Source organism: Salinibacterium amurskyense, from assembly GCF_002797685.1.
Taxonomy (GTDB): Bacteria; Actinomycetota; Actinomycetes; order Actinomycetales; family Microbacteriaceae; genus Rhodoglobus; species Rhodoglobus amurskyensis.
In genome coordinates this window covers 540,081-558,669 of sequence record NZ_PGFH01000001.1, presented here as the reverse complement: position 1 = coordinate 558,669, position 18,589 = coordinate 540,081, and the positions used below count along the sequence as shown (strand labels likewise).

At 62.8% G+C, this 18,589-nt stretch carries 22 protein-coding genes; 11 read left to right on the top strand and 11 right to left on the bottom strand.

Annotation, left to right across the window (positions count from 1 at the left end):
• Positions 1–14 precede the first annotated feature (14 nt).
• Both CLV85_RS02555 and purM read right to left on the bottom strand, forming a co-directional pair.
• Entirely contained in the window at positions 15–1,376 is a 1,362-nt protein-coding gene (locus tag CLV85_RS02555) for an aminotransferase class V-fold PLP-dependent enzyme (protein ID WP_157847470.1), read from the bottom strand.
• Positions 1,366–2,472, bottom strand: a complete 1,107-nt coding sequence (gene purM, locus CLV85_RS02550; RefSeq protein ID WP_100388035.1) for a phosphoribosylformylglycinamidine cyclo-ligase — start codon at positions 2,470–2,472, stop codon at positions 1,366–1,368. The genes CLV85_RS02555 and purM overlap by 11 nt, the downstream gene beginning before the upstream one ends.
• Positions 2,473–2,588: 116 nt before the next feature.
• Here purM and purF point away from each other — a divergent pair, with 116 nt between their 5' ends.
• Positions 2,589–4,046: an amidophosphoribosyltransferase gene (gene purF / locus CLV85_RS02545; RefSeq protein WP_100388034.1), complete on the top strand. Its 1,458-nt coding sequence runs from the start codon at positions 2,589–2,591 to the stop codon at positions 4,044–4,046.
• Between the two features lie 74 nt (positions 4,047–4,120).
• Here the strand turns inward: purF and CLV85_RS02540 are convergent, their stop codons facing one another.
• Complete coding sequence (locus CLV85_RS02540) at positions 4,121–4,483, bottom strand: hypothetical protein (protein ID WP_100388033.1); 363 nt, start codon at positions 4,481–4,483, stop codon at positions 4,121–4,123.
• Positions 4,480–4,851: a sterol carrier family protein gene (locus CLV85_RS02535; protein ID WP_100388032.1), complete on the bottom strand. Its 372-nt coding sequence runs from the start codon at positions 4,849–4,851 to the stop codon at positions 4,480–4,482. The genes CLV85_RS02540 and CLV85_RS02535 overlap by 4 nt, the downstream gene beginning before the upstream one ends.
• 67 nt (positions 4,852–4,918) lie before the next feature.
• Here CLV85_RS02535 and purD point away from each other — a divergent pair, with 67 nt between their 5' ends.
• Positions 4,919–6,169: a phosphoribosylamine--glycine ligase gene (gene purD, locus CLV85_RS02530; protein WP_100388031.1), complete on the top strand. Its 1,251-nt coding sequence runs from the start codon at positions 4,919–4,921 to the stop codon at positions 6,167–6,169.
• 8 nt (positions 6,170–6,177) lie between these two features.
• Positions 6,178–7,065 (top strand): phosphoribosylaminoimidazolesuccinocarboxamide synthase, encoded by an 888-nt coding sequence (locus CLV85_RS02525; protein ID WP_244899821.1) that lies wholly within the window; start codon positions 6,178–6,180, stop codon positions 7,063–7,065.
• On the opposite strand, the gene CLV85_RS02520 is transcribed toward CLV85_RS02525, so the two are convergent.
• The 3 genes from CLV85_RS02520 to CLV85_RS02510 are packed head-to-tail and all read right to left on the bottom strand — an operon-like array spanning position 7,055 to position 8,823.
• Positions 7,055–7,540, bottom strand: coding sequence for a GNAT family N-acetyltransferase (locus tag CLV85_RS02520; protein ID WP_100388030.1), 486 nt, complete (start codon positions 7,538–7,540; stop codon positions 7,055–7,057). The genes CLV85_RS02525 and CLV85_RS02520 overlap by 11 nt on opposite strands.
• 57 nt (positions 7,541–7,597) lie before the next feature.
• Positions 7,598–8,440: an HAAS signaling domain-containing protein gene (locus tag CLV85_RS02515; protein ID WP_100388029.1), complete on the bottom strand. Its 843-nt coding sequence runs from the start codon at positions 8,438–8,440 to the stop codon at positions 7,598–7,600.
• The gene (locus tag CLV85_RS02510) at positions 8,437–8,823 is read right to left on the bottom strand and encodes a PadR family transcriptional regulator (RefSeq protein ID WP_147433337.1); all 387 of its coding nucleotides are present in this window, start codon (positions 8,821–8,823) and stop codon (positions 8,437–8,439) included. The genes CLV85_RS02515 and CLV85_RS02510 overlap by 4 nt, the downstream gene beginning before the upstream one ends.
• Before the next feature lie 64 nt (positions 8,824–8,887).
• Between CLV85_RS02510 and CLV85_RS02505 the strand changes: the two genes are divergently transcribed.
• A complete protein-coding gene (locus tag CLV85_RS02505; RefSeq protein ID WP_100388027.1) occupies positions 8,888–9,382 on the top strand; it encodes a GNAT family N-acetyltransferase in 495 nt (164 codons plus the stop codon).
• Positions 9,383–9,482: 100 nt separating this feature from the next.
• Here CLV85_RS02505 and CLV85_RS02500 read toward each other — a convergent pair whose 3' ends face one another.
• Positions 9,483–9,956: a small multi-drug export protein gene (locus CLV85_RS02500; RefSeq protein WP_100388026.1), complete on the bottom strand. Its 474-nt coding sequence runs from the start codon at positions 9,954–9,956 to the stop codon at positions 9,483–9,485.
• Between the two features lie 178 nt (positions 9,957–10,134).
• On the opposite strand from CLV85_RS02500, the gene CLV85_RS02495 reads away from it, so the two are divergent.
• From CLV85_RS02495 to CLV85_RS02485, 3 genes are all read left to right on the top strand, one after another.
• Entirely contained in the window at positions 10,135–11,367 is a 1,233-nt protein-coding gene (locus tag CLV85_RS02495; protein ID WP_229820376.1) for a sensor histidine kinase, read from the top strand.
• Between the two features lie 44 nt (positions 11,368–11,411).
• Complete coding sequence (locus CLV85_RS02490) at positions 11,412–12,056, top strand: response regulator transcription factor (protein WP_100388025.1); 645 nt, start codon at positions 11,412–11,414, stop codon at positions 12,054–12,056.
• Positions 12,057–12,235: 179 nt separating this feature from the next.
• Entirely contained in the window at positions 12,236–12,850 is a 615-nt protein-coding gene (locus CLV85_RS02485; RefSeq protein ID WP_147433336.1) for an Abi family protein, read from the top strand.
• Between the two features lie 308 nt (positions 12,851–13,158).
• Here the strand turns inward: CLV85_RS02485 and CLV85_RS02480 are convergent, their stop codons facing one another.
• The 3 genes from CLV85_RS02480 to CLV85_RS02470 form a co-directional block, all read right to left on the bottom strand.
• The gene (locus CLV85_RS02480) at positions 13,159–13,485 is read right to left on the bottom strand and encodes a hypothetical protein (protein WP_100388023.1); all 327 of its coding nucleotides are present in this window, start codon (positions 13,483–13,485) and stop codon (positions 13,159–13,161) included.
• A 66-nt stretch (positions 13,486–13,551) separates the two neighbouring features.
• Positions 13,552–14,166, bottom strand: coding sequence for a DUF4166 domain-containing protein (locus tag CLV85_RS02475; protein ID WP_240033557.1), 615 nt, complete (start codon positions 14,164–14,166; stop codon positions 13,552–13,554).
• A 38-nt stretch (positions 14,167–14,204) separates the two neighbouring features.
• Positions 14,205–15,857, bottom strand: a complete 1,653-nt coding sequence (locus CLV85_RS02470) for a molybdopterin-dependent oxidoreductase (RefSeq protein WP_100388022.1) — start codon at positions 15,855–15,857, stop codon at positions 14,205–14,207.
• Between the two features lie 389 nt (positions 15,858–16,246).
• Here CLV85_RS02470 and CLV85_RS02465 point away from each other — a divergent pair, with 389 nt between their 5' ends.
• From CLV85_RS02465 to CLV85_RS02450, 4 genes are read left to right on the top strand one after another with little or no spacing between them, the layout of a single operon-like run.
• Entirely contained in the window at positions 16,247–17,176 is a 930-nt protein-coding gene (locus CLV85_RS02465; protein ID WP_100388021.1) for a hypothetical protein, read from the top strand.
• Positions 17,173–17,538, top strand: coding sequence for a GntR family transcriptional regulator (locus CLV85_RS02460; RefSeq protein WP_229820384.1), 366 nt, complete (start codon positions 17,173–17,175; stop codon positions 17,536–17,538). Before CLV85_RS02465 ends, CLV85_RS02460 begins: the two co-directional genes overlap by 4 nt.
• Positions 17,539–17,584: 46 nt before the next feature.
• Positions 17,585–18,001, top strand: coding sequence for a hypothetical protein (locus tag CLV85_RS02455; protein ID WP_100388019.1), 417 nt, complete (start codon positions 17,585–17,587; stop codon positions 17,999–18,001).
• Positions 17,998–18,573 carry a hypothetical protein gene (locus CLV85_RS02450; protein WP_100388018.1) on the top strand — a complete coding sequence of 192 codons (576 nt, stop codon included), beginning with the start codon at positions 17,998–18,000 and terminating at the stop codon, positions 18,571–18,573. The genes CLV85_RS02455 and CLV85_RS02450 overlap by 4 nt, the downstream gene beginning before the upstream one ends.
• Positions 18,574–18,589 lie beyond the last annotated feature (16 nt).

Here is an 18,589-nt window from a genome sequence, read left to right as displayed (position 1 = left end):
GGCCGCCTCGGCGACTAGCTTTCGCGGCTCCAGCCCACGAGCGTCGGCACGGCATCCTCAGCAAATCGCTCGTAGTCCTCAGCGGTGTTGTAGGCGTGAGCGGCAAGACGCAGGTAGCCGGCGTCGCGCCAGTTGGTGATCTGCGTTTCGAAACCGAGCTCGTCGGTGATGCGCTGGCGCAGAGCTTGAGCCTCCGGGCCCGTTGCCGCGAGAGTGCCGGGCAAGCGCAGAAGGCGCATTCCGGGGGCGGGAGCTGCGACATCCACCCGCGACTCTTCGCCTGAGGCAGCGTCGAGAGCATCCGCGACAACATCGGTGGAGTAGTCGAGCAGCGACTCGATATAGCTGCGGATGGCATCCCAGCCGATGCGATCTTCAAGACCTGTGATGGCGTCCACTGTGGCGAGATAGGGCGTGTAGTCCATCGTGCCCTGCTGGTCGAAGCGCGCGGGGAAGGGCTCGTCCATTCCCCACGAGTCGATCACCGGGTACAGCTCTTTCGCGAACTTCTTCTCGGCCACAAGCACGGCTGTTCCGCGAAAACCGCACGCGAACTTGTGCAGGTTTCCAACCCAGGCGGATGCTGCGACGCCCTCTGCAGGCCGGTGCTGCACGCCAGGCGCGTGCGCTGCATCCACGAGCAGGGGCACGCCATGCTTGGCAGCAAGCGTGGCGAGTTCGGCAATGGGAAACTCGCGCGCCGTTGACGAGCTCGACGCGTCGATGATGAGGCCGGCAGGCTTCTTGGCGAGCGCCTTGCCGAGCACGGTTACGATCTGCTGCGGAGAAGCATCCAACTCGATCGGCACGGTACGCACTTTGGCTCCGCGCTGGCGGGCTTCACGCTTGGCTGAGAAGGCGACGGCACCGTACGCGTGGTCGGTGATGACAACCTCGTCGCCGGGCTTGAGCTGCAACGCGCGAATGGATGCCGTCATGCCAGCGCTAGCGTTCGGCACGAAAGCGAAGCGGTCGGCATCCACTCCGATGAAATCGGCAAGGTCAGCACGAGCCTGCGCAACGCGTTCGGGCGCAGCACCGAACCAGCGCTGCGGCGCACCTTCGGCTTCTTGCAAGTAGGCGAGGCGGCGCAGCTGGGCGAAGACCGGAACGGCACCGTAGGAGCCGTGATTGATGTGGCGCCAGCGCGAGTTGAGGCTCCAGAGCGCGGCGGCGGGTGACCCGTCGCGCGCGAGAAGGGGTTCGGGGCGCTGCGTTGCGTCGGCATCAGCTTCGGCAGCTTCCGCGTCGACGTCTACGTCGCTAGCCGCACTGTCGTCCTGGTTCTCGTCCACCACGGTGGACACGTCTTCGGGTTCTGCTGATTGCACGTCGTTGTCGACGTCAACCGAGTTGTCGGGCTGCTTAGTTGCCATAGCGCCCATTCAAGCGCACGGCACCACCATTCACACCCTTGGCACCCTGTTCGAAGCCAGAAAGATCGTGGGCGGCCATCGAAACACGACCAACTTCCCACGAGGGGATGCCATCGGCAGTGAGGGCGGCGATGGTCGCGTCGGCAGCATCCGCCGCCACAATCGCGATCATGCCGATGCCAAGGTTCCAGGTTCCTTCGGCACTTTCGAGGCTGGAACCAGCCATGTCCGAGAGCACACGGAATACGGCGGGCGGCGACCACGTCGAGCGCTCAACTTCGACCCACGAGCCAACGGGCAGCACGCGCGCGAGGTTGGCGGCGATGCCACCACCGGTGACGTGACTGAGCGAGTGCACTGCCCCGGGCTGAGCGTCGAGCAGGTTGAGCAGCGGCATTGTGTAGAGGCGGGTCGGCTCGAGGAGCACTTCGCCGACGACTCCGCCGAGTTCGTTGAGATGGTCGCTGTAACCAACCTTGTTGTTGGCCAGAATGTGGCGAACGAGCGAGAAACCGTTTGAGTGGATGCCCGAGGACTCCATCGCGATTACAACATCGCCATCGGCCACGAGGTGCGGGCCTAGCTGAGATCCGGCTTCAACCACGCCGGTTGCTGCACCAGCAACGTCGTAGTCGTCGGGGCCGAGAAGACCGGGGTGTTCTGCCGTTTCGCCGCCGACCAGCGCAGTGCCGGTAGCCGAGCATCCACGAGCAATACCGGCAACGATGTCGGCGATACGTGAGGGAACGACCTTGCCGCACGCGATGTAGTCGGTCATAAAGAGGGGCTTGGCGCCCACGACGATGATGTCGTCAACAACCATGCCGACGAGGTCTTGACCGATGGTGTCGTGCTTGTCGAGCGCCTGAGCGATCGCAACCTTCGTGCCAACGCCATCCGTCGATGTCGCCATGAGCGGGTGCTTGTAGTCCTTGAAGAACGAGGCGTCATAGAGGCCAGCGAAGCCGCCGAACCCTCCGACCACGTTGGGCCCATGAGTGGCGCTGACGGCCGCTTTCATGAGTTCGACGGCACGGTCACCAGCGGCGGTGTCAACACCGGCTGCGGCATAACTGGAGGAAGAGTTCTCGGTCACGGCTCCAGCGTACCGCGCAGCACCAATAGGCACGCAGCCACAGCGCCGAATGTGAGAAGCTAGACCGTACTCACACCGGGTACGCGCTCTACGACCTCAGGGAGCCACGCGAAAGCATGTGCGGCATTGTCGGTATCGTCTCTTCTCAGCCCGTCAACCAGCAGGTTTATGACGCCCTGCTGCTTCTGCAGCACCGCGGTCAAGACTCCACGGGTATCGCCACTTCTGATGGCAGCACCCTGCACTTGCAGAAGGCCAACGGCCAAGTTCGCGAGGCGTACCGCACTCGCGACATGCGCAACCTCGTCGGCACCTCGGGCCTCGGCCACGTGCGTTACGCCACCAAGGGCAACGCCTTCAACGAGAACGAAGCGCAGCCGTTCTATGTGAACGCGCCCTACGGCATCATCCTTGTTCACAACGGCAACCTCACGAACACGCAGCAGCTCACTGACGAGCTGTTCCGCATCGACCGCCGCCATCTCAACACTACGAGCGACACCGAACTGCTCGTCAACGTGCTGGCCAATGAACTTCAAGAGCAGGTGTCGGGTCTCGACCTCGACCCCGAGCAGGTTTTCACCGCCATCTCGCGCGTGCACGACCGCGTTGAGGGCTCCTACGCCGCGATCGCGCTGATCGCCGGGCACGGTCTGCTCGCGTTCCGCGACCCCTACGGCATCCGCCCGCTCGTATTGGGGCGCCGCCAGACTGGCTTGGTCGGCAACGAGTGGATCGTGGCATCCGAATCTCTCGTGCTCGAAAGCGCCGGCTACGAACTGGTGCGGGATGTTGAGCCCGGCGAAGCGATCTTCATTACGCCCGATGGTGAAATGTTCTCCAAGCAGTGCGCCAAAGCACCGGTGCTCATTCCGTGTTCGTTCGAATACGTGTACTTGGCTCGCCCGGACTCGATCATGAACGGCATCTCCGTTTACGAAGCTCGCCTGCGATTGGGTGACAAGCTCGCCGACACCATCTCCAAGTACACGCCGATGGGTGACATCGACGTGGTCATGCCGATTCCCGATTCGTCACGCCCCGCCGCCATGCAGGTCGCCCAAAAGCTCGGCGTTGAATACCGCGAAGGTTTCTACAAGAACCGCTACGTGGGCCGCACCTTCATCATGCCCGGCCAGGCCGAGCGCAAGAAGAGCGTGAAGCAGAAGCTGAACGCGATGGGTACCGAGTTCAAGGGCAAGAACATCCTGATCGTCGATGACTCGATCGTGCGCGGAACAACCTCGAAAGAGATCGTGCAGATGGCGCGCGAAGCTGGCGCCAACAAGGTCACCTTCACCTCAGCGGCACCGCCTGTGCGCTTTCCCCACGTCTACGGAATCAATATGCCGACTCGGGCGGAACTCATCGGTCACGGTCGCAAGATCCCCGAAATCGCCATGGAGCTCGGCGCCGACGCCCTCATCTACCAAGAGGTCGAAGACATGCAGGCTGCCATCACCGAAGGCTCGAACGTGAGCTCGCTCGAAATGAGCTGCTTCACGGGCGAATACGTTTCGGGCAACATCACACCCGACTACCTCGACTGGCTCGAGAAGACGCAGCTGAGCTAGCGCTCGCAGTTTCGTTCACGTCGCCGCGTGCGGTCGACCGCGGTGTTAGCGCTCGAGATCTGGGCTAGCGCTCGTTATTCGAGGGTGCCCTCGTACGCTTCTGGTTCTGAGATCTCGTGCTCGGCCGTGCCGGTCTTGGCACGACGACGCGATGAACGGTCGGCGATCAGCGCAACGAGAGCACCGACGGCAACACCGGCAGGAATACCAAAGAGGCTGAAGTAGCCGAAGAGGGCACCGAATCCGACTGACGGATCAACGGGGAACGACATCGTGAGAATAAACGTGGCGATGGCACCAAGCCCGCCACCGACAATCATGAACGCGCCGTACTTGGGCGCACGGCGAATGCTCACGCCCGTCGATTCGACCGTGGTCTTCATCGCAGGCTGCTGCGGGGCGGATGCCGCGGGCTCGTGTTCTGGCGTAATACTCACGGAGCTATTCTCTCCCACACAACTGGGAGGTATTCGCTGAGGTCGGCACGCGACCCCGAGGCGCTGATGTCGCCGGAGTCGAGGGCCTCGGCCCACTCGCGTGTTCCCGTGGCGAGGGCAATCCAGGTCTCGGCATCCATCTCAACAACATTGGGCGGGGTGCCGCGCGTGTGGTTAGGGCCTTCGATAGCTTGAACGGCGCCGTGCGGTGGCACTCGAACTTCAACTGAGTTGCCCTCCGCGGTGTTGGCGAGCACCTGCAGGAGGTAGCGCACAGCAGTCGCGATAGCGTCGCGGTCTGCCCGACCGTCGCGCACCAATCGGATGCTTGCCTCGCCTGCAATGGGGGCTATTTTCAGCTTTGCCATGCCTGAACGCTAGCAAGTTGGGCTGAACGCTAACAACTGAGGCTGTGGGCTTGGTTAGGCTGTCGTTGTGCGAATTCTTGTTCTAGGTTCCGGTGCCCGCGAGCACGCCATCGTTACGTCTCTCCTCAGCGAGGAAGAGGCGCACGAAATCACCGCTGCGCCCGGCAATGCCGGTATCGCTTCGGTGGTTGAGACGGTGGCGCTCGATCCCACGCGTGGTGACGTTGTCACCGAGTACGCCCTCGACAACAACATTGAGTTGGTTGTTATCGGGCCCGAGGCTCCTCTCGTGGCCGGTGTCGCCGACGATCTGCGTCGCCGCGGCATCGCCGTGTTCGGCCCGGGCAAGGCTGCCGCTGCTCTTGAAGGCAGCAAGACTTTCGCCAAGCGCATCATGGATGCCGCCAACGTTCCCACCGGTCGCGCCCACCGGGCCGGTTCCCTAGACGAAGCCATCGAGGCTCTCGACGAGTTCGGCGCCCCCTACGTAGTGAAGGCTGATGGCCTCGCTGCCGGCAAGGGCGTTCTCGTGACGGGCGACCGCAACGCCGCCGTTGACCACGCAACGTTCTGGCTCGGCCAGGGCAGCGTTCTCATCGAGGAGTACCTCGCCGGCGAAGAGGTCTCCCTCTTCTTGCTCAGCGACGGCCACAACGTTGTTCCGCTTTCGCCCGCCCAGGACTACAAGCTCGCCTACGACGGCGACAATGGCCCCAACACCGGCGGAATGGGTGCCTACTCGCCGCTCAACTGGCTCCCCGAGAACTTCGTTCAAGAAGTCATCGACACGATCGCGATCCCCACGATCCGCCAGCTCGCCGATGAGCAAACGCCGTTTATTGGTCTGCTCTACTGTGGCCTCATTGTCACGAAGGACGGCATCCGCGTTATCGAGTTCAACGCTCGTTTCGGTGACCCCGAGACGCAGGTTGTACTCCCCCGCCTCGTTACGCCATTGAGCTCGCTGCTCTACGCAGCGGCGACCGGCGGCCTGCCCGACCACGCGACTCCCGTGTTCACCGACGACGTGGCCGTCACCGTTGTGCTCGCCAGCGAGGGCTACCCCGAGAACCCCAAGATCGGTCGTCCGATTACAGGGTTGGATGCGGCACTCGCCGTTCCCGGAATCACCATCGCCCACGCCGCCACCGCCAGAAAGGGTGACGAGTTTGTCGCCACCGGCGGACGCGTGCTGAGCGTTGTCGCGACCGGCGCAACCTTCGCGGTCGCCCGCGAGCGTGCCTACGAAGCGCTCGGCCACATCACCCTCGAGGGCGGGCACTACCGCACCGATATCGCTCTTCGCGTCGCCCAGTGAGTAACGCCGTGAACGATGCTGGAGCAGATGCTGGCGTGAACGATGCTGCGAGCGCGTGGACGCTGACGTATTCCGGCAAGGTCCGTGACCTGTATGTGCGCGCCGACGAGCCACAGCTTGTGCTCATGGTTGCCAGTGATCGGGTCAGTGCGTTTGACCACGTGCTGGAGCCAGGCATCCCGAGCAAGGGCGCGCTGCTGACGCAACTGAGCAAATGGTGGTTCGCGCAGCTGGCTGACATGCCGAATCATTTGGCGGATGCCGCTGACGTTGATGCGCCTGCTGAGCTTGCTGACCGCTCGATGATCGTGAAGCGCCTGGAGATGTATCCGGTGGAGTGTGTCGTTCGCGGCTACCTATCGGGCAGTGGTTGGCTGGAGTATCAGGAGTCGCAGAGCGTGTGCGGCATTGCGCTGCCAGCTGGTTTGAGCGATGGCGACCGCCTGCCCGAACCGATCTACACTCCGGCGTGGAAAGCCCCGATGGGTGAGCACGACGAGAACATCAGCTTTGAGCGCACCGTCGAACTCGTCGGTGCCGAGGTTGCGACTGCGCTTCGGGATGCTTCGCTCGACATCTTCGCCCGAGCCTCCGCCATCGCGGAGACCCGTGGCGTGATCCTCGCTGATACCAAGTTCGAATTCGGCGCCGACCCGGAGACCGGTGCTCTTGTGCTGGCCGACGAGGTGCTGACGAGCGACTCGAGCCGCTACTGGGATGCTGAACTTTATGCCGCCGGCGGCCCTGGTCGCCTGGCAAGCTTCGACAAGCAGATCGTGCGCAACTGGCTTTCGGCGAACTGGGACAAGCAGGGTGTTCCGCCCGAACTTCCCGCCGACATCGTGGAGCAGACTGCGGCGCGCTATCGCGAGTTGATTCAGCGGCTTACCGCGTAGTCGAGAGCCGCAACAACATGGTGTCGGAGTCTCCGGAGCGACCCACCGGCTGAAAGCCGAGCCGCGAGTACAGCGAACGGGCACGGTTTCCGTCCTCGACGCTCAGACTGATGCCGGGCATCCCTCGCTCGGCCGCCGCCGCGATTACTTCCCGCAGCAAATGTTCACCGATCCCTTGACCGCGAAATCCGTCGAACGTTGTGATGCTCAGTTCAGGAATCGTGTCATCAACGAATCCGTAGCCGGGGTGCTCTGCCGGAAAGAAGACCAGCCACGCTACTGCGCGGACGTCTCCGGCGGCTTCGTCTAGCATCCCGAAGTCATCGCCACGAGGGAAATCGGAATAGTAGTGGGCGAGTTCCTTGGACTGATCGAGATCGTCGAAAGTGAAACGAGGCCCGCACCAGTTCATGTTGGCCAACGTTGCCTGCCTGAGAAGGGGCCGATCAGATGCGGTGAGCAAGCGAGTCGGCATTTGCCCAGTGTATTGCTGACCTATCCCCAACGCTCGAAGCTCCTGCTCGCCGGGCTCCTACGGGGCCGTGACGTTGAGGATGCCGGCTTGAGCGCAGGTCTGCGGAAAGTCTTTCTGCAGACCTGCGGTGTCGCCGAAACTCAGTGGCTCAAGAACATTCGCCGCCCACCCGCCATCGGGGTCGGAGACGAAGCCGTAGCTTGGCCACTGGGTGAGCATCGCCTCAGCGGCGACTTGGCGTTCGGCGTCCTCGTCGTCAGCTGCGGTTAGATACTCGGCTTCCCACGCGCACAGCCAGGTGAAGTGCGCGACGGTGGCTCCCGCACCAGACTGCTGTATTCCGTCATCCGTGGCTCCGAGGTCCAACCCCTCAGGCACTCCGGTGGGATAGGCCGCCCCGCTGGGCAGCGGCTCAGGCATCGTTTCGATCGCGGCGAGATACTCGAAATACGCGGTGCCTTCGGCCACTCGGGCGGGCCCCTCGGGGACTTCGTTCACGACCGAGGAAGGGGCAGCATCCGGTTGCGTGGTGCCAGACCCGGCACCAGTATTCGCAGGGTTGCCTGGCCACAAGAAGAACACCGCAGAGATCGCTGCAGCCGCAATCACGATTGCGCCGAGGGCTATGCGCAGCCCTCGGCGTGACTCATCGGCAGGGGCGACCGAAGAGGCGCTCTGATCTAGGGTGCCTTCCTGCCCCACAATCTCGGCTGGCGAGCCGAAGGCCGCGATGACCGCAGTCGCGTCGGCCTGCGATGACAGGGGAGGGATCGCCTCGCGCAAGTGGCTCGCGATTTCTTCGCGGAGCTCCTCACGACGAGTTGCAGTGAGTGAGCCAGACGCCGCATCGAACTCGCGAAGATAGGCGGTGACGGTCGGATGCTCGGCAGCGGTACTCATGACTGCTCACTCTCACTAGATGAGGAAGGGATGGTCTGCAAAAGTGTTCCAACGGAGCCGGAGAACTGGCGCCAATCTTCACGGAAGAGTTCAAGGTCGCGACGGCCGACATCCGTGAGGCTGTAATAGCGTCGCGGTCGCTCGGTATCGCTCACTTCCCAGTGGCTGCTGACTTGACCCGCTTCCTGTAGGCGACTCAGCAGCGGGTACACGGTGCCCTGGCTCGTGAGCAACTGACCGACGTCGTTCAGTTCGCGAACGATTTGTAGTCCGAAGCGCGGGCCGGTCGAGAGCAGCGCGAGGATGCACGGGCCAACAACTCCGCGGCGGAGTTGGGTACTTGCTGCGCTTTCGACCATGCCGTCGACGATACCTTGTCTCACAAGAGTTAAACAAGAGGAACGATCAGGTCTTCCCTCAAGCCGGGAGGACTGCCACGATAATCACATGACGACAATTCTTCGCGACCCGGTGCCGGCCGATGCCGACGCTCTCGCTCAATTGCATGTCGCGAGCTGGCGGGAGACCTATTCCCACCTCGTCCCCGATGGCTTCTTCACGGCCGATTATCTGGCCGGACGTCAGAAGATGTGGAATCACATCCTTAGCCATCCGCGAGCGGAGCGGTGCATCCAAGTGGCTGACCTCGCCGGCACAATCGTTGGGTTTGCTTCGGTTGGGCGAGAGTCCGCCGTCAAAGAAACTACCGTGGCTGCGCAAGCCCAAGTCGAAGCGATTTATGTTGTGGCAGCGCACCATGGCACCGGCATCGGTCAGGCATTGCTCGACGCGACCCTGGGCGACTCGCCTGCCGCGCTGTGGGTCGCCAAGGACAATCCCCGGGCTGTGGCCTTCTACCGCCGCAATGGCTTCGAGTTCGACGGCACCGAAGACATCGACCCCGCGACTCCCCAACTCATTGACGCGCGGATGGTGCGCTGACAGTCCGTGCGGCCAGTGACCTGCCGCCGCTACCGAAGCTACGCACTGACGTAGTGCGCAACTTCGGCGGGAAGACACCCGGCCCTACCGAGCATCCGACTTAGCGCAGAGCAGTGACCCCGAAGGTGGCGAGCACACCGAACAGCACGCCCCAGATGATGATCGAGATGATCTGCCAGACAATGACGGCATTGCGCGAAGCGCCGAAAGACACCATTGCGGCCGAAGTGATCTGGCTGGGCAGGAGGGTTTGGCCGAGCAGGCTGACTCCCGCGACTCCATAGCGATCGAAGCGTTCGCGCAGCTTCTGGCGACGGGGCGTCTCAGGCTTGGGCTCGCGGCCCGCTGCCACCTTGGCACGAACCCGGTGCGCTACGAACACGAAGATCAGCATCGAGATCACGTTGCCGATGATCGCGGCGATGATCGCGACCACCGGATTAATGCCGGTGACGATTCCGATCACCGAGCCGCCATACGATTCCACATACGGAATCGCGGCGATCAGAATCACGCCTACCCACTGCAGCAGTTCGGGGAGTCCAGCGGTGAAGGAGCTGAGGGTGTCGTACATGGTGTGCCTTTCGTGAAGGGATGACGTGAATCGTCGGACTTGACGGTGGCCGGGAGTGCCGGCGATGAATCAATCCTCGCCGCGGCCGACCGCGCTGGGCAGTGCCGCGGCGTCACGGCATCCGGTGCACTTTCGCACCTGCGACCGTGACAAATGTCACTGCTCTACGCTGGGGGCCATGCTCGAAACCACTACGCCCGTGATGCCCCGCGACGGCGAACATGCCCGCGGTGTTCGCGGAGTACGCGTCACCTGGAATTACACGCTCGGCTCGATCGTGTTCTTCTACATCGTGCTGAACGCAATCGTGATCCTCAACATGCTCGTGGCATTCGCCGCCTCACGCTCCCCGATCGACGCGGCCCTCATTGCGCTGGCGGTGGCAGCGGCTGCAGCCCAGGTTCGCGGATGCTGGTTTCTTCGCACGGAGCGCGGGCGCGGCATCCCGAGCAGCGTGTGGCTCGTAGCTCTTCTCGCGCCCGCCATCACCGTGTGGGTGCTCGGTCTGTTCAGGCCCGAGATCGGATTCTTGGCGGCGCTTCCCCTGTGGATGGCCGTCTGCGTTATCGCACCGCTCCTGCCGCGACGCCACCTCTGGAGTGTGTTGGGCGGTGGGCTTGCCCTCTCGATTGCCCATCCCGTGCTCTCGACCACCGTTTTCGGCAACCCCGTCAGTGCCGGGGTGACTGGCGATTTCTGGCTCGTGCTCTTCTACGGCCTGCTCTTGCCGGTGATGGTGCTCACTGGTTTGTGGTGGTGGGACATCGTCGTCACCCTCGACCGCCTTCGTTCGAGCGCCGCCGAACTCGCTGTCACCGAGGAACGACTGCGTTTCGCCTCTGACCTGCACGATATTCAGGGGCACCACCTGCAAGTGATCGCCCTCAAATCTGAGCTGGCCGAGCGGATGCTGGCCATCGATCCCGAAGCAGCCCGCGAACATATTCACGAAACTCGGATGATCGCCAAACAAGCCCTCGAAGAGACCCGCTCCCTCGTGGCCGGCTATCGCGAAGTCGAGCTGGACAACGAGCTCGAGAATGCGCGCGAAGTGCTCGCGGCCGCAGGCGCCCAGTGCGATCTGGTGATTGGCCGGATGCCGGACGATGCCGACGTGCGGCGCGCCTTGGGGCTCGCCGTGCGCGAAGCGACCACGAACATCTTGCGCCACAGCGAAGCCAGCCACGTGTCGATTCAGCTCACTAGCAGCGACACCGAAAGCACTCTCGTGATCAGCAATAACGAGCTGCGAAGCTCGGCCTCGGCGGGAGAGACTCCCGGTAGCGGGCTTGTCGGGCTCCACAGCCGAGTCGCTGCCCTCGGGGGTGAGCTCGCCACTGAGGTTGATGACAACGGAGATCGCTTTGAGTTGAGCGTGCGGATTCCGGCGCGGTCGCGGGTGACAACGTGAGCGGGACTGGCGTGAGCGGGGCCAGTGCGGCGAGTGCGAGTGGCGTGGGCGCAGCGGGCGCGAGTGCGGCCAGCGAAGCGCCCCGCGTCATCCGCCTGCTCATTGCTGACGATGAGCATCTCATTCGCGGTGCGCTGAGTGCGCTGCTCAACTTGGAAGCCGACATTGAGGTCGTCGCGAGCGTCGACAACGGTGTTGCTGCGGCAGAGCAAGCGCTCGCGCTTCAACCGGATGTCTGCCTACTCGACCTCGAAATGCCGCAGGCCGATGGCATCGAGGCGGCCACGCGCATCCTCTCGACCGTCGCGACGAAGGTCGTTATCGTGACCCGCCACGCTCGACCCGGCGTGCTGCGCCGGGCCCTTGCCGCCCGCGTTTCAGGCTTCGTGCCCAAGTCGACGCCCGCCGAAGACTTGGCCGCTGTGATTCGGGATGTCGTGGCCGGCAAACGCTACATTGATCCCGAAATTGCGGCGACGGCTCTCACCGCCGACCGCTGCCCTCTCACCGACCGCGAGCTCGACGCGCTGCGGTTCAGCCGCTCCACGATGAGCGTGCAAGAAATCGCTGACGCTCTGCACCTCGCGCCCGGAACCGTGCGCAACTACCTGTCCTCCGCGATGACGAAGCTCGACGCTCGCTCGCGGCACGATGCCGCCGATAAGGCGTGGCAGCAGGGGTGGATCTAACAAACGCCTCTCGATCGCACTCGCGTCAGCGCATGGACATTTCCCCCAATGTCCAGTTCAACTATGTGGACAACTCTGATGGTCTCGGCGGGATCTGCTAAATTAGTAACAACACGACCGGTTCCGCCCCTCTGGGGGTCCAGGGCCGGTCTTTACTTTGCCCAGACAGGTTTTAGCCCGTGGAACCAAAGCCGCACAAGACGTACGCCGAGCAGTTGGCGGTGCTGAAACGTCGCGGGATGTCGGTTGACGATGATGCTGCCGCTCTGGCGCTGCTCCAAAGGGCTGGCTACTACACGCTAAGCGGCTACTCGCATACGTTCAGGCTCAAGACCACAGAGGGCGATCGGACTGAACGCTTCCGCGAAGGCACCGCCTTCGAGAGCATCCATGCTCTTTGGTCGTTCGACAATCGCCTTCGAGCCGCTACTTTCGCCTCAGTACAGACAGTTGAAACCCATCTGAGAGCCCTCATCGGATACTCGTTGGGAGCGGTGGATCCGCTCATCCACGTGAAGCCCGAGCTGCTATCGATCTCGAAGATGCATGAGTACCGCTTGTGGTCCGCAAAGCTGGCAAGAAAAGTAGAAGACTCACGCGAAGACTTTGTGATCCACCATCGCGACAATCGCGAGAATGTGATTCCCGTGTGGGTTGCCGTTGATGTTCTCGACTGGGGCGGACTTTCGTACCTCTACAGTTTTATGCCCATTCGCGAACGCGAAGCCGTGGCCGGGCACTTCGAGCTCAGCGCGGCTCAGCTCCTTTCCTGGCTTCGCCCCTCAACACCGTAAGAAACGTTTGCGCTCACCACTCCCGTTTTTTCAATCGCCACTACGCCGTATCGCCGAAGCTCACGAGACGTGGTGAAAACGTTGCTCTCGACGAGATCGCCGTATCGAAGCAGAGCACCTTTGGGATGCTGTCCCTTATCCAGCACCTTGGCTCACAAACTCAAGGGCACAATCAGAGGTTGCTTCCCGCTGCCGTATCCTCATTCCCGCCCGACACCGGACTCAACTTTGGTGCTCTCGGTACGACCGAAGACTGGCGAACTTTCCACCTCTGGAAATAAGCTACGCCGGCCACAACGCGGCTTCAGCTAAGTGCTTTCGGGCCGAGCGAAAGTGAGCGCCCACGACTGGGCTCCCTGTTCGGTCACGACCCAGCCATCCGCTTCGATCTCTTCGCGGAGCTTTGCGAGATTCTCGACCATGCGCGGCGCGTACGCTTCATCCGGGTTCATCGGATCGAACATGTGATTCGACGAGAAGGTTCCGCTTTCATAGCGAGTGTCACCGCCCACCTTGGCAACAAAGCGCAGCGTTTGGTTGAACACTCCTGTTGTGTACGAGGTAAGCAATCTCGCCAGTTTCGAAATTTCGACGTCTTCGATTTCGATACGGAGCAACTCGCGTTGTGCGTTCATGCGTCCCATACTGCGCCTGAAGTGCGCCGTTGTAAACGGGCCTGGCGAGGGAACCCTGCGGCAGAGCTAGTTGTAGTCGTAGGTGAAGTGCCCGGCGTAGCGGAACCAGTCGCCCAGCAGCGGAGTGCGGAGCCGAACATCCACCTGCTGGCGTCCGTCAGCCCACGATTCGTCGACCGTGACCGTGGCGAAAGCGGGGATTCGGACCCGCAGTCCTGCCAGATGCAGCCATTGGCGATCGGAGCGCAGTTGCATGCGGCCATGAACAACGGTGAGACTCATGCGCACCTCGAAGCCACCGCGTCGCCCCAAGAAGTCGTGCAGGTGACCGTCGACGACGCGCATCTCATCCTGCAAGACGCGGTCGCGGCCGGCGAAGTGGAAGGTGCGCACGGCGCCGAGCGCACCATCCGTGGTGGGGGTGTTGATGACATCGAAGGGTACGTTGCGCGCGTACTCCGGGAAGAGGATGCGCTGCCACGCCATAAAAGCCAGCACCGGTTTCAGGATGCGCAGCGGCGATCCCGCTACGTCGAAGACTCCGCTGCCGACGCCAACGCGCTGACCGCCGTCGAAGTAGGGGCGAAGTTCGGGAGCGAGCGTGTCGAGCTCGGCACCGAGCACACGGCGGTAGACCGACTCACTCACTACTGCGCCGCCTGACGGCTGGGGTTCGACCACCCGCTCATCATTACACGGGTCATGGGATTCAGCAGCAGCTAGGAGACCTGCACAGTGATGCCGTGCCAGCCCTCGGCGCCATCGGGCACGACCGGAATCGGCACGCCCGACTGAGTGGTGCCGCCGGCATCCGTTGCCCGAACTTCGATGGAGTGTTCGCCGCTCGTGGCTTCCCACGGGTAAACCCACTGCACCCACGTGTCGGCCGAGATCGCGGTGGCCAGCTCGGCTGCGGCCCAAGAGCCGCCATCGATGCGCACCTCGACGCCGGTGATCCCTGTGTTCGGAGCCCACGCGACGCCCGCTACTGCGACAGTTCCCGCCTGCACGGAAGAGCCCCTTGACGGCACATCAATGCGGGACTGAGTCTTGACTGGTCCGATCGCCGACCAGCCGCGCTCGGTCCAATACGCGGTGGCGTCGGCGAAACGAGTCACCTGCATTTCGACAACCCACTTCGTGGCCGAGACATAGCCATACAACCCAGGCACGACCATCCGCACCGGAAAACCGTGCTGTTGGGGCAAGGGTTCGCCGTTCATGCCAACCGCAAGAATGCTTTCGCGGTTGTCGTCTTGCAGCGCCTCGAGCGGCGTGCTTGCCGTGAACCCGTCGATACTGCGGGAGAGCACCATATCGGCACCCGCCAGCGGCTTTGCCTTCGCGAGCAGATCCCGGATGGGGTACCCCAGCCACATCGCGTTGCCTACGAGATCGCCGCCCACCACGTTCGAGACGCACGAGAGCGTCGCGGCGGTCTCGACCAGGGGTAGCTCGAGCAGTTCGGCGAACGAAATCTCGATCTCGTTTTCGACCATTCCCGTGATGCGCAGTCGCCACTCATCCGCGTCGACGTTAGGAACAACGAGGGCGGTATCGATGCGGTAGAAGTTTGAGTTCGGGGTGATGAGCGTCGAGATGCCGGGCACATCGAGACTCGCGCTGGCCGGAATTGCAGGAGCGGCAATGGCCGGCGCAGGCAGTTTGAGGGCGGTACGCACCGCATCCACAACGGAAGCACTGGCATTGACGACGCGAGCACCGACTCCCACGAGAACCGCCCCAACGGATGCCACACCCACGATGCGAAGAAAGTCGCGGCGCGACGCGGCCGGCACCCGGTTGGGAGTGGCAGATGACCGTTGAGCGCTAGCGGCACGCGCCGCCGCTGCGGTTCCGGCGGGCGTCGTGGCCGGAGCAACCGGGGCAGAGTTCACCCAGCGGCGCAACCGAATCATCGTGATCCGCAACACCAGCACGCCGGCGACAACGCCGAGAACGGTGGGCATCGGCCAGCTTGCGGTCGCTTGGGCGCGGGTCGTGACGGCGATCGTGGCGATCACGCCGACAAACACGAGCAGGATGACACCCCAACTGGGCCGCGCGTACTCAACGAGACCTATGGCCACAGCGAGAACCAGCACGAGTAGCCCGACGCACAGCAGCAGCACGATCTTGTCGTTGGTTCCGAACAGCGCGATCGTGAGATCTTTCAACCATGACGGCGCGAGGTCAATGACGAGGGAGCCGACAGCAAGCACGGGGCTGCTGGCGGGCGAGATGAACACGGCGAAGAACTCAGCGACGGCGAGCACGATGGCGGCACTGAGCACGCCCAGAAGTGCCGACCAGGTGCGGATGCGCTTCACGCTCAGTTCGGCGGACGGGGCAGTCTTCGTCGCGGAGGTCACAGGCGAATCGCTTCTTCCTAAGTAAGACGAGAGACCGGGGGTCTAGACGCCGGGCTGGACTTTGAACATCCTCTTCCAGAACCGCCGAAACAGGAGTCACAACCAACCCTAGACGCGGCTGCTGTGTGGACGGCGGCACGACCTCAAATGAGTCAAACACGTAAGAATTGCCAGGTTGGCCGTACGCCGTCAGGGCGGCAAACGAAACTGACACTATGTAATCAGTGAATCTGGCGGATCAGTTCCGCGCCACCAACCCCGCAACCGGGTTGCTCGCGCTGCTCGACCGCCGAGAGCCCGATGCAGCGGAGGCCCCTAGCTCAATGTATCGATTGTCTGCTACATTCAATGTACTTATACGCTAGTACATTAACAGCCGGAGGAGCGCAATGTCCACTCTCACCTTCGTCCTCTGGTTCGGTTTGCGCACCGCGATCATTGGCCTTGCGATCGCGGTGGTCTGGTGGATTGCTCGCGGCCGCAACGACCGTCTGCCGAGAGGTACCACCGCCACCGCCACGCTTGTGGCCGCGTGTTTGGCGTTGACACCAATGATCTACTTGCTGGCGACAAGTGTAGAGTTTTTCGGCCCGCGGCCCCTGCTGGTCGAACAGATTTGGTACTGGGTGTTCGAGAGACGTATCTCATGGTCGCTAGCACTAGGCATCGCTGCGATCGCCGTCCTGATTGTGCCCGTCCACGCTCGCTTCGCACGCGGGCAAGCAACCCTCACTCATCGCACGCTTTTCAGCTTTGGCCACCGGTGGTGGTTCGGTGGCACCGCCAGCATCATCGGCGCAATAGTCACGGTTACTGTTCTAGCCGGGCTCGCTTCCGAACCTGACTCTGAGGGCCTCTGGCGCAGCTTCACCGTTGAGGGCGCGAACGGATCGACCTTCGGAACCACCATTTATGGCTGGTACTACTCATTGCCCGCCTTAGCACTGCTCGCAGCACTCATCGTTGTGACGCTGACCGCTCTGTGGCTCATCGCCCGCCCGCCGATCAGCGCCGACCACTCCAGCGATGTGTGGATGCGGCAACTCAGAACCCGCAACGTGCTCGGCCTCACATCCGGCGGACTCTTGCTCCACTTGGGCATGATCTTTAACTCTCTTGCGTCCACCGCAACGTTGCGGGGCGGAGAAACCGTGGGTAGCACCGGCTGGGCTTCGTGGGGAACTCCGTTCGAGGCGATGCAACCGGCGCTAACATTCTTGGGCCTCGTCGCCATGTCACTGGGGTTCGCCCTGTGGTTCGGCATCCTTCTCCCCGCAATCCTGCCGCGGCGCGCTAGCGCACCGTCAGTTCGATCATGATGATCTCGCTAGCCGGATCCGCCCCCGCCGCTGATCAAATCCGGGATCAGATCCGGGGGCTGATCGCAGCAGGGAGCCTCGCGGCTGGCGAACGCATCCCCTCTGTACGACAACTCGCGAAGGATTTGGGCGTCTCCCCCGGCACCGTCGCCAGAGCCTACAAAGTGTTGGAATCTGAGGGACACCTGCGCACTCACACCGGCGGGGGAACCCGGGTCAGCACCACCGCATCCGCAACACCGAAACCCGTTGCAGAAGCTGCTCGCGCTCTCGCCGACACAAGCATTCGCTCGGGGATCGACCTCGAAGAGGCTACCCGCGTGCTGCGCGCAATTTGGGCATCCCGCCACAACGGCAATTAGGCGATAACTGAGCGACAAGCCCATCAAGTTGAGCTACATTCGATTTATGGATAAGGCTCGGCATTCTCGCGTATTCGTCGCGATTGTGGCTTTGGGCATGGCCCTACTCGGGCTTTCTGCGTGCAGCACCACTGCACCAGATGCCGCCCCCGCCGGCGATGTGCCATCCAGCACTCCGACAGACGACTTAGCCTGGCAGCAGGAGCAACTGCAGGAGAAGGCCGATGAGCTGTGGAACACGGTCGAACGACAGTTTCCGGACGTCGCAAGGCCCGAAGCAGAGTTCATTGACTGGAGCACTGCTCCGGCGCTCGGCGGCTCTGAAGAGTTGCGCGGCTGCCTCAACGAGACCTCAGCTTCGGAGTTCTCCATCGAGGAGCGTGAAGTGGCGCACTACGTGTGCTTCGTGCAGTACCCCGTGAAGCCGGAGTATTCGACCGACGACGCCGACACTAAGCCGTGACCAACCACACGGACTCCCGCCCCCACCTGACCCCACTGCGCAGAATCGCGGTGATCTGGGTTGCCCTTCTCGCGTGTGCCGCATTGAGCATCGGGTCGAGCATCGCGATCCTCCCCGCCCTTGACCGCTGGAACGATTGTGGCCGCGAAGCGTCAGAGTTCGACCTTGCTGCCGCGGCCTCACCGATGCTCGCCGCCGCCGCAATCGTCGCGTGGTTCTGGCTGCGGCATTCAATCCCGACGACTCGTCCCGAGCTACTGGGCTTGGCGTCGGCGGCGATCGTCGCGATTCTTCTCATCGTGGTTGCTCTACTCCAGCTCTTCGGTGCAGCCTCGTGGGACGAGTCAGTACAGTCGTTCCGCGAAGCGTGCGGCATTAGTGAGTGGATCGCGTTTGTTCACGGGATGTCGCTCCACCTTCCCGTCCTGTCCATCGTCGTGCTCACGATAGCCACACCTCGCTCGCGGCCCGTCTCCCGATTGCGAGCGATCACAAGCGCGGCTCTCATCGTGGCGCTGTGGGTCAGCTACGTTGTCGCCGCGCGGCCGTTCGTGACCTTCATGCCCGCCTGACGCACAGCGACACCCA

Excerpts from the sequence above, each read along its gene's own strand:
- CLV85_RS02500 (WP_100388026.1), bottom strand. The coding sequence starts at position 9,956 with ATGTACGACACCCTCAGCTCCTTCACCGCTGGACTCCCCGAACTGCTG.
- CLV85_RS02555 (WP_157847470.1), bottom strand. The coding sequence starts at position 1,376 with ATGGCAACTAAGCAGCCCGACAACTCGGTTGACGTCGACAACGACGTG.
- CLV85_RS02535 (WP_100388032.1), bottom strand. The coding sequence starts at position 4,851 with ATGGCAAAGCTGAAAATAGCCCCCATTGCAGGCGAGGCAAGCATCCGA.
- CLV85_RS02460 (WP_229820384.1), top strand. The coding sequence starts at position 17,173 with ATGATGATCTCGCTAGCCGGATCCGCCCCCGCCGCTGATCAAATCCGG.
- CLV85_RS02455 (WP_100388019.1), top strand. The coding sequence starts at position 17,585 with ATGGATAAGGCTCGGCATTCTCGCGTATTCGTCGCGATTGTGGCTTTG.
- CLV85_RS02465 (WP_100388021.1), top strand. The coding sequence starts at position 16,247 with ATGTCCACTCTCACCTTCGTCCTCTGGTTCGGTTTGCGCACCGCGATC.
- CLV85_RS02495 (WP_229820376.1), top strand. The coding sequence starts at position 10,135 with ATGCTCGAAACCACTACGCCCGTGATGCCCCGCGACGGCGAACATGCC.
- CLV85_RS02505 (WP_100388027.1), top strand. The coding sequence starts at position 8,888 with ATGACGACAATTCTTCGCGACCCGGTGCCGGCCGATGCCGACGCTCTC.
- CLV85_RS02520 (WP_100388030.1), bottom strand. The coding sequence starts at position 7,540 with ATGCCGACTCGCTTGCTCACCGCATCTGATCGGCCCCTTCTCAGGCAG.
- purF (WP_100388034.1), top strand. The coding sequence starts at position 2,589 with ATGTGCGGCATTGTCGGTATCGTCTCTTCTCAGCCCGTCAACCAGCAG.
- CLV85_RS02480 (WP_100388023.1), bottom strand. The coding sequence starts at position 13,485 with ATGAACGCACAACGCGAGTTGCTCCGTATCGAAATCGAAGACGTCGAA.
- CLV85_RS02515 (WP_100388029.1), bottom strand. The coding sequence starts at position 8,440 with ATGAGTACCGCTGCCGAGCATCCGACCGTCACCGCCTATCTTCGCGAG.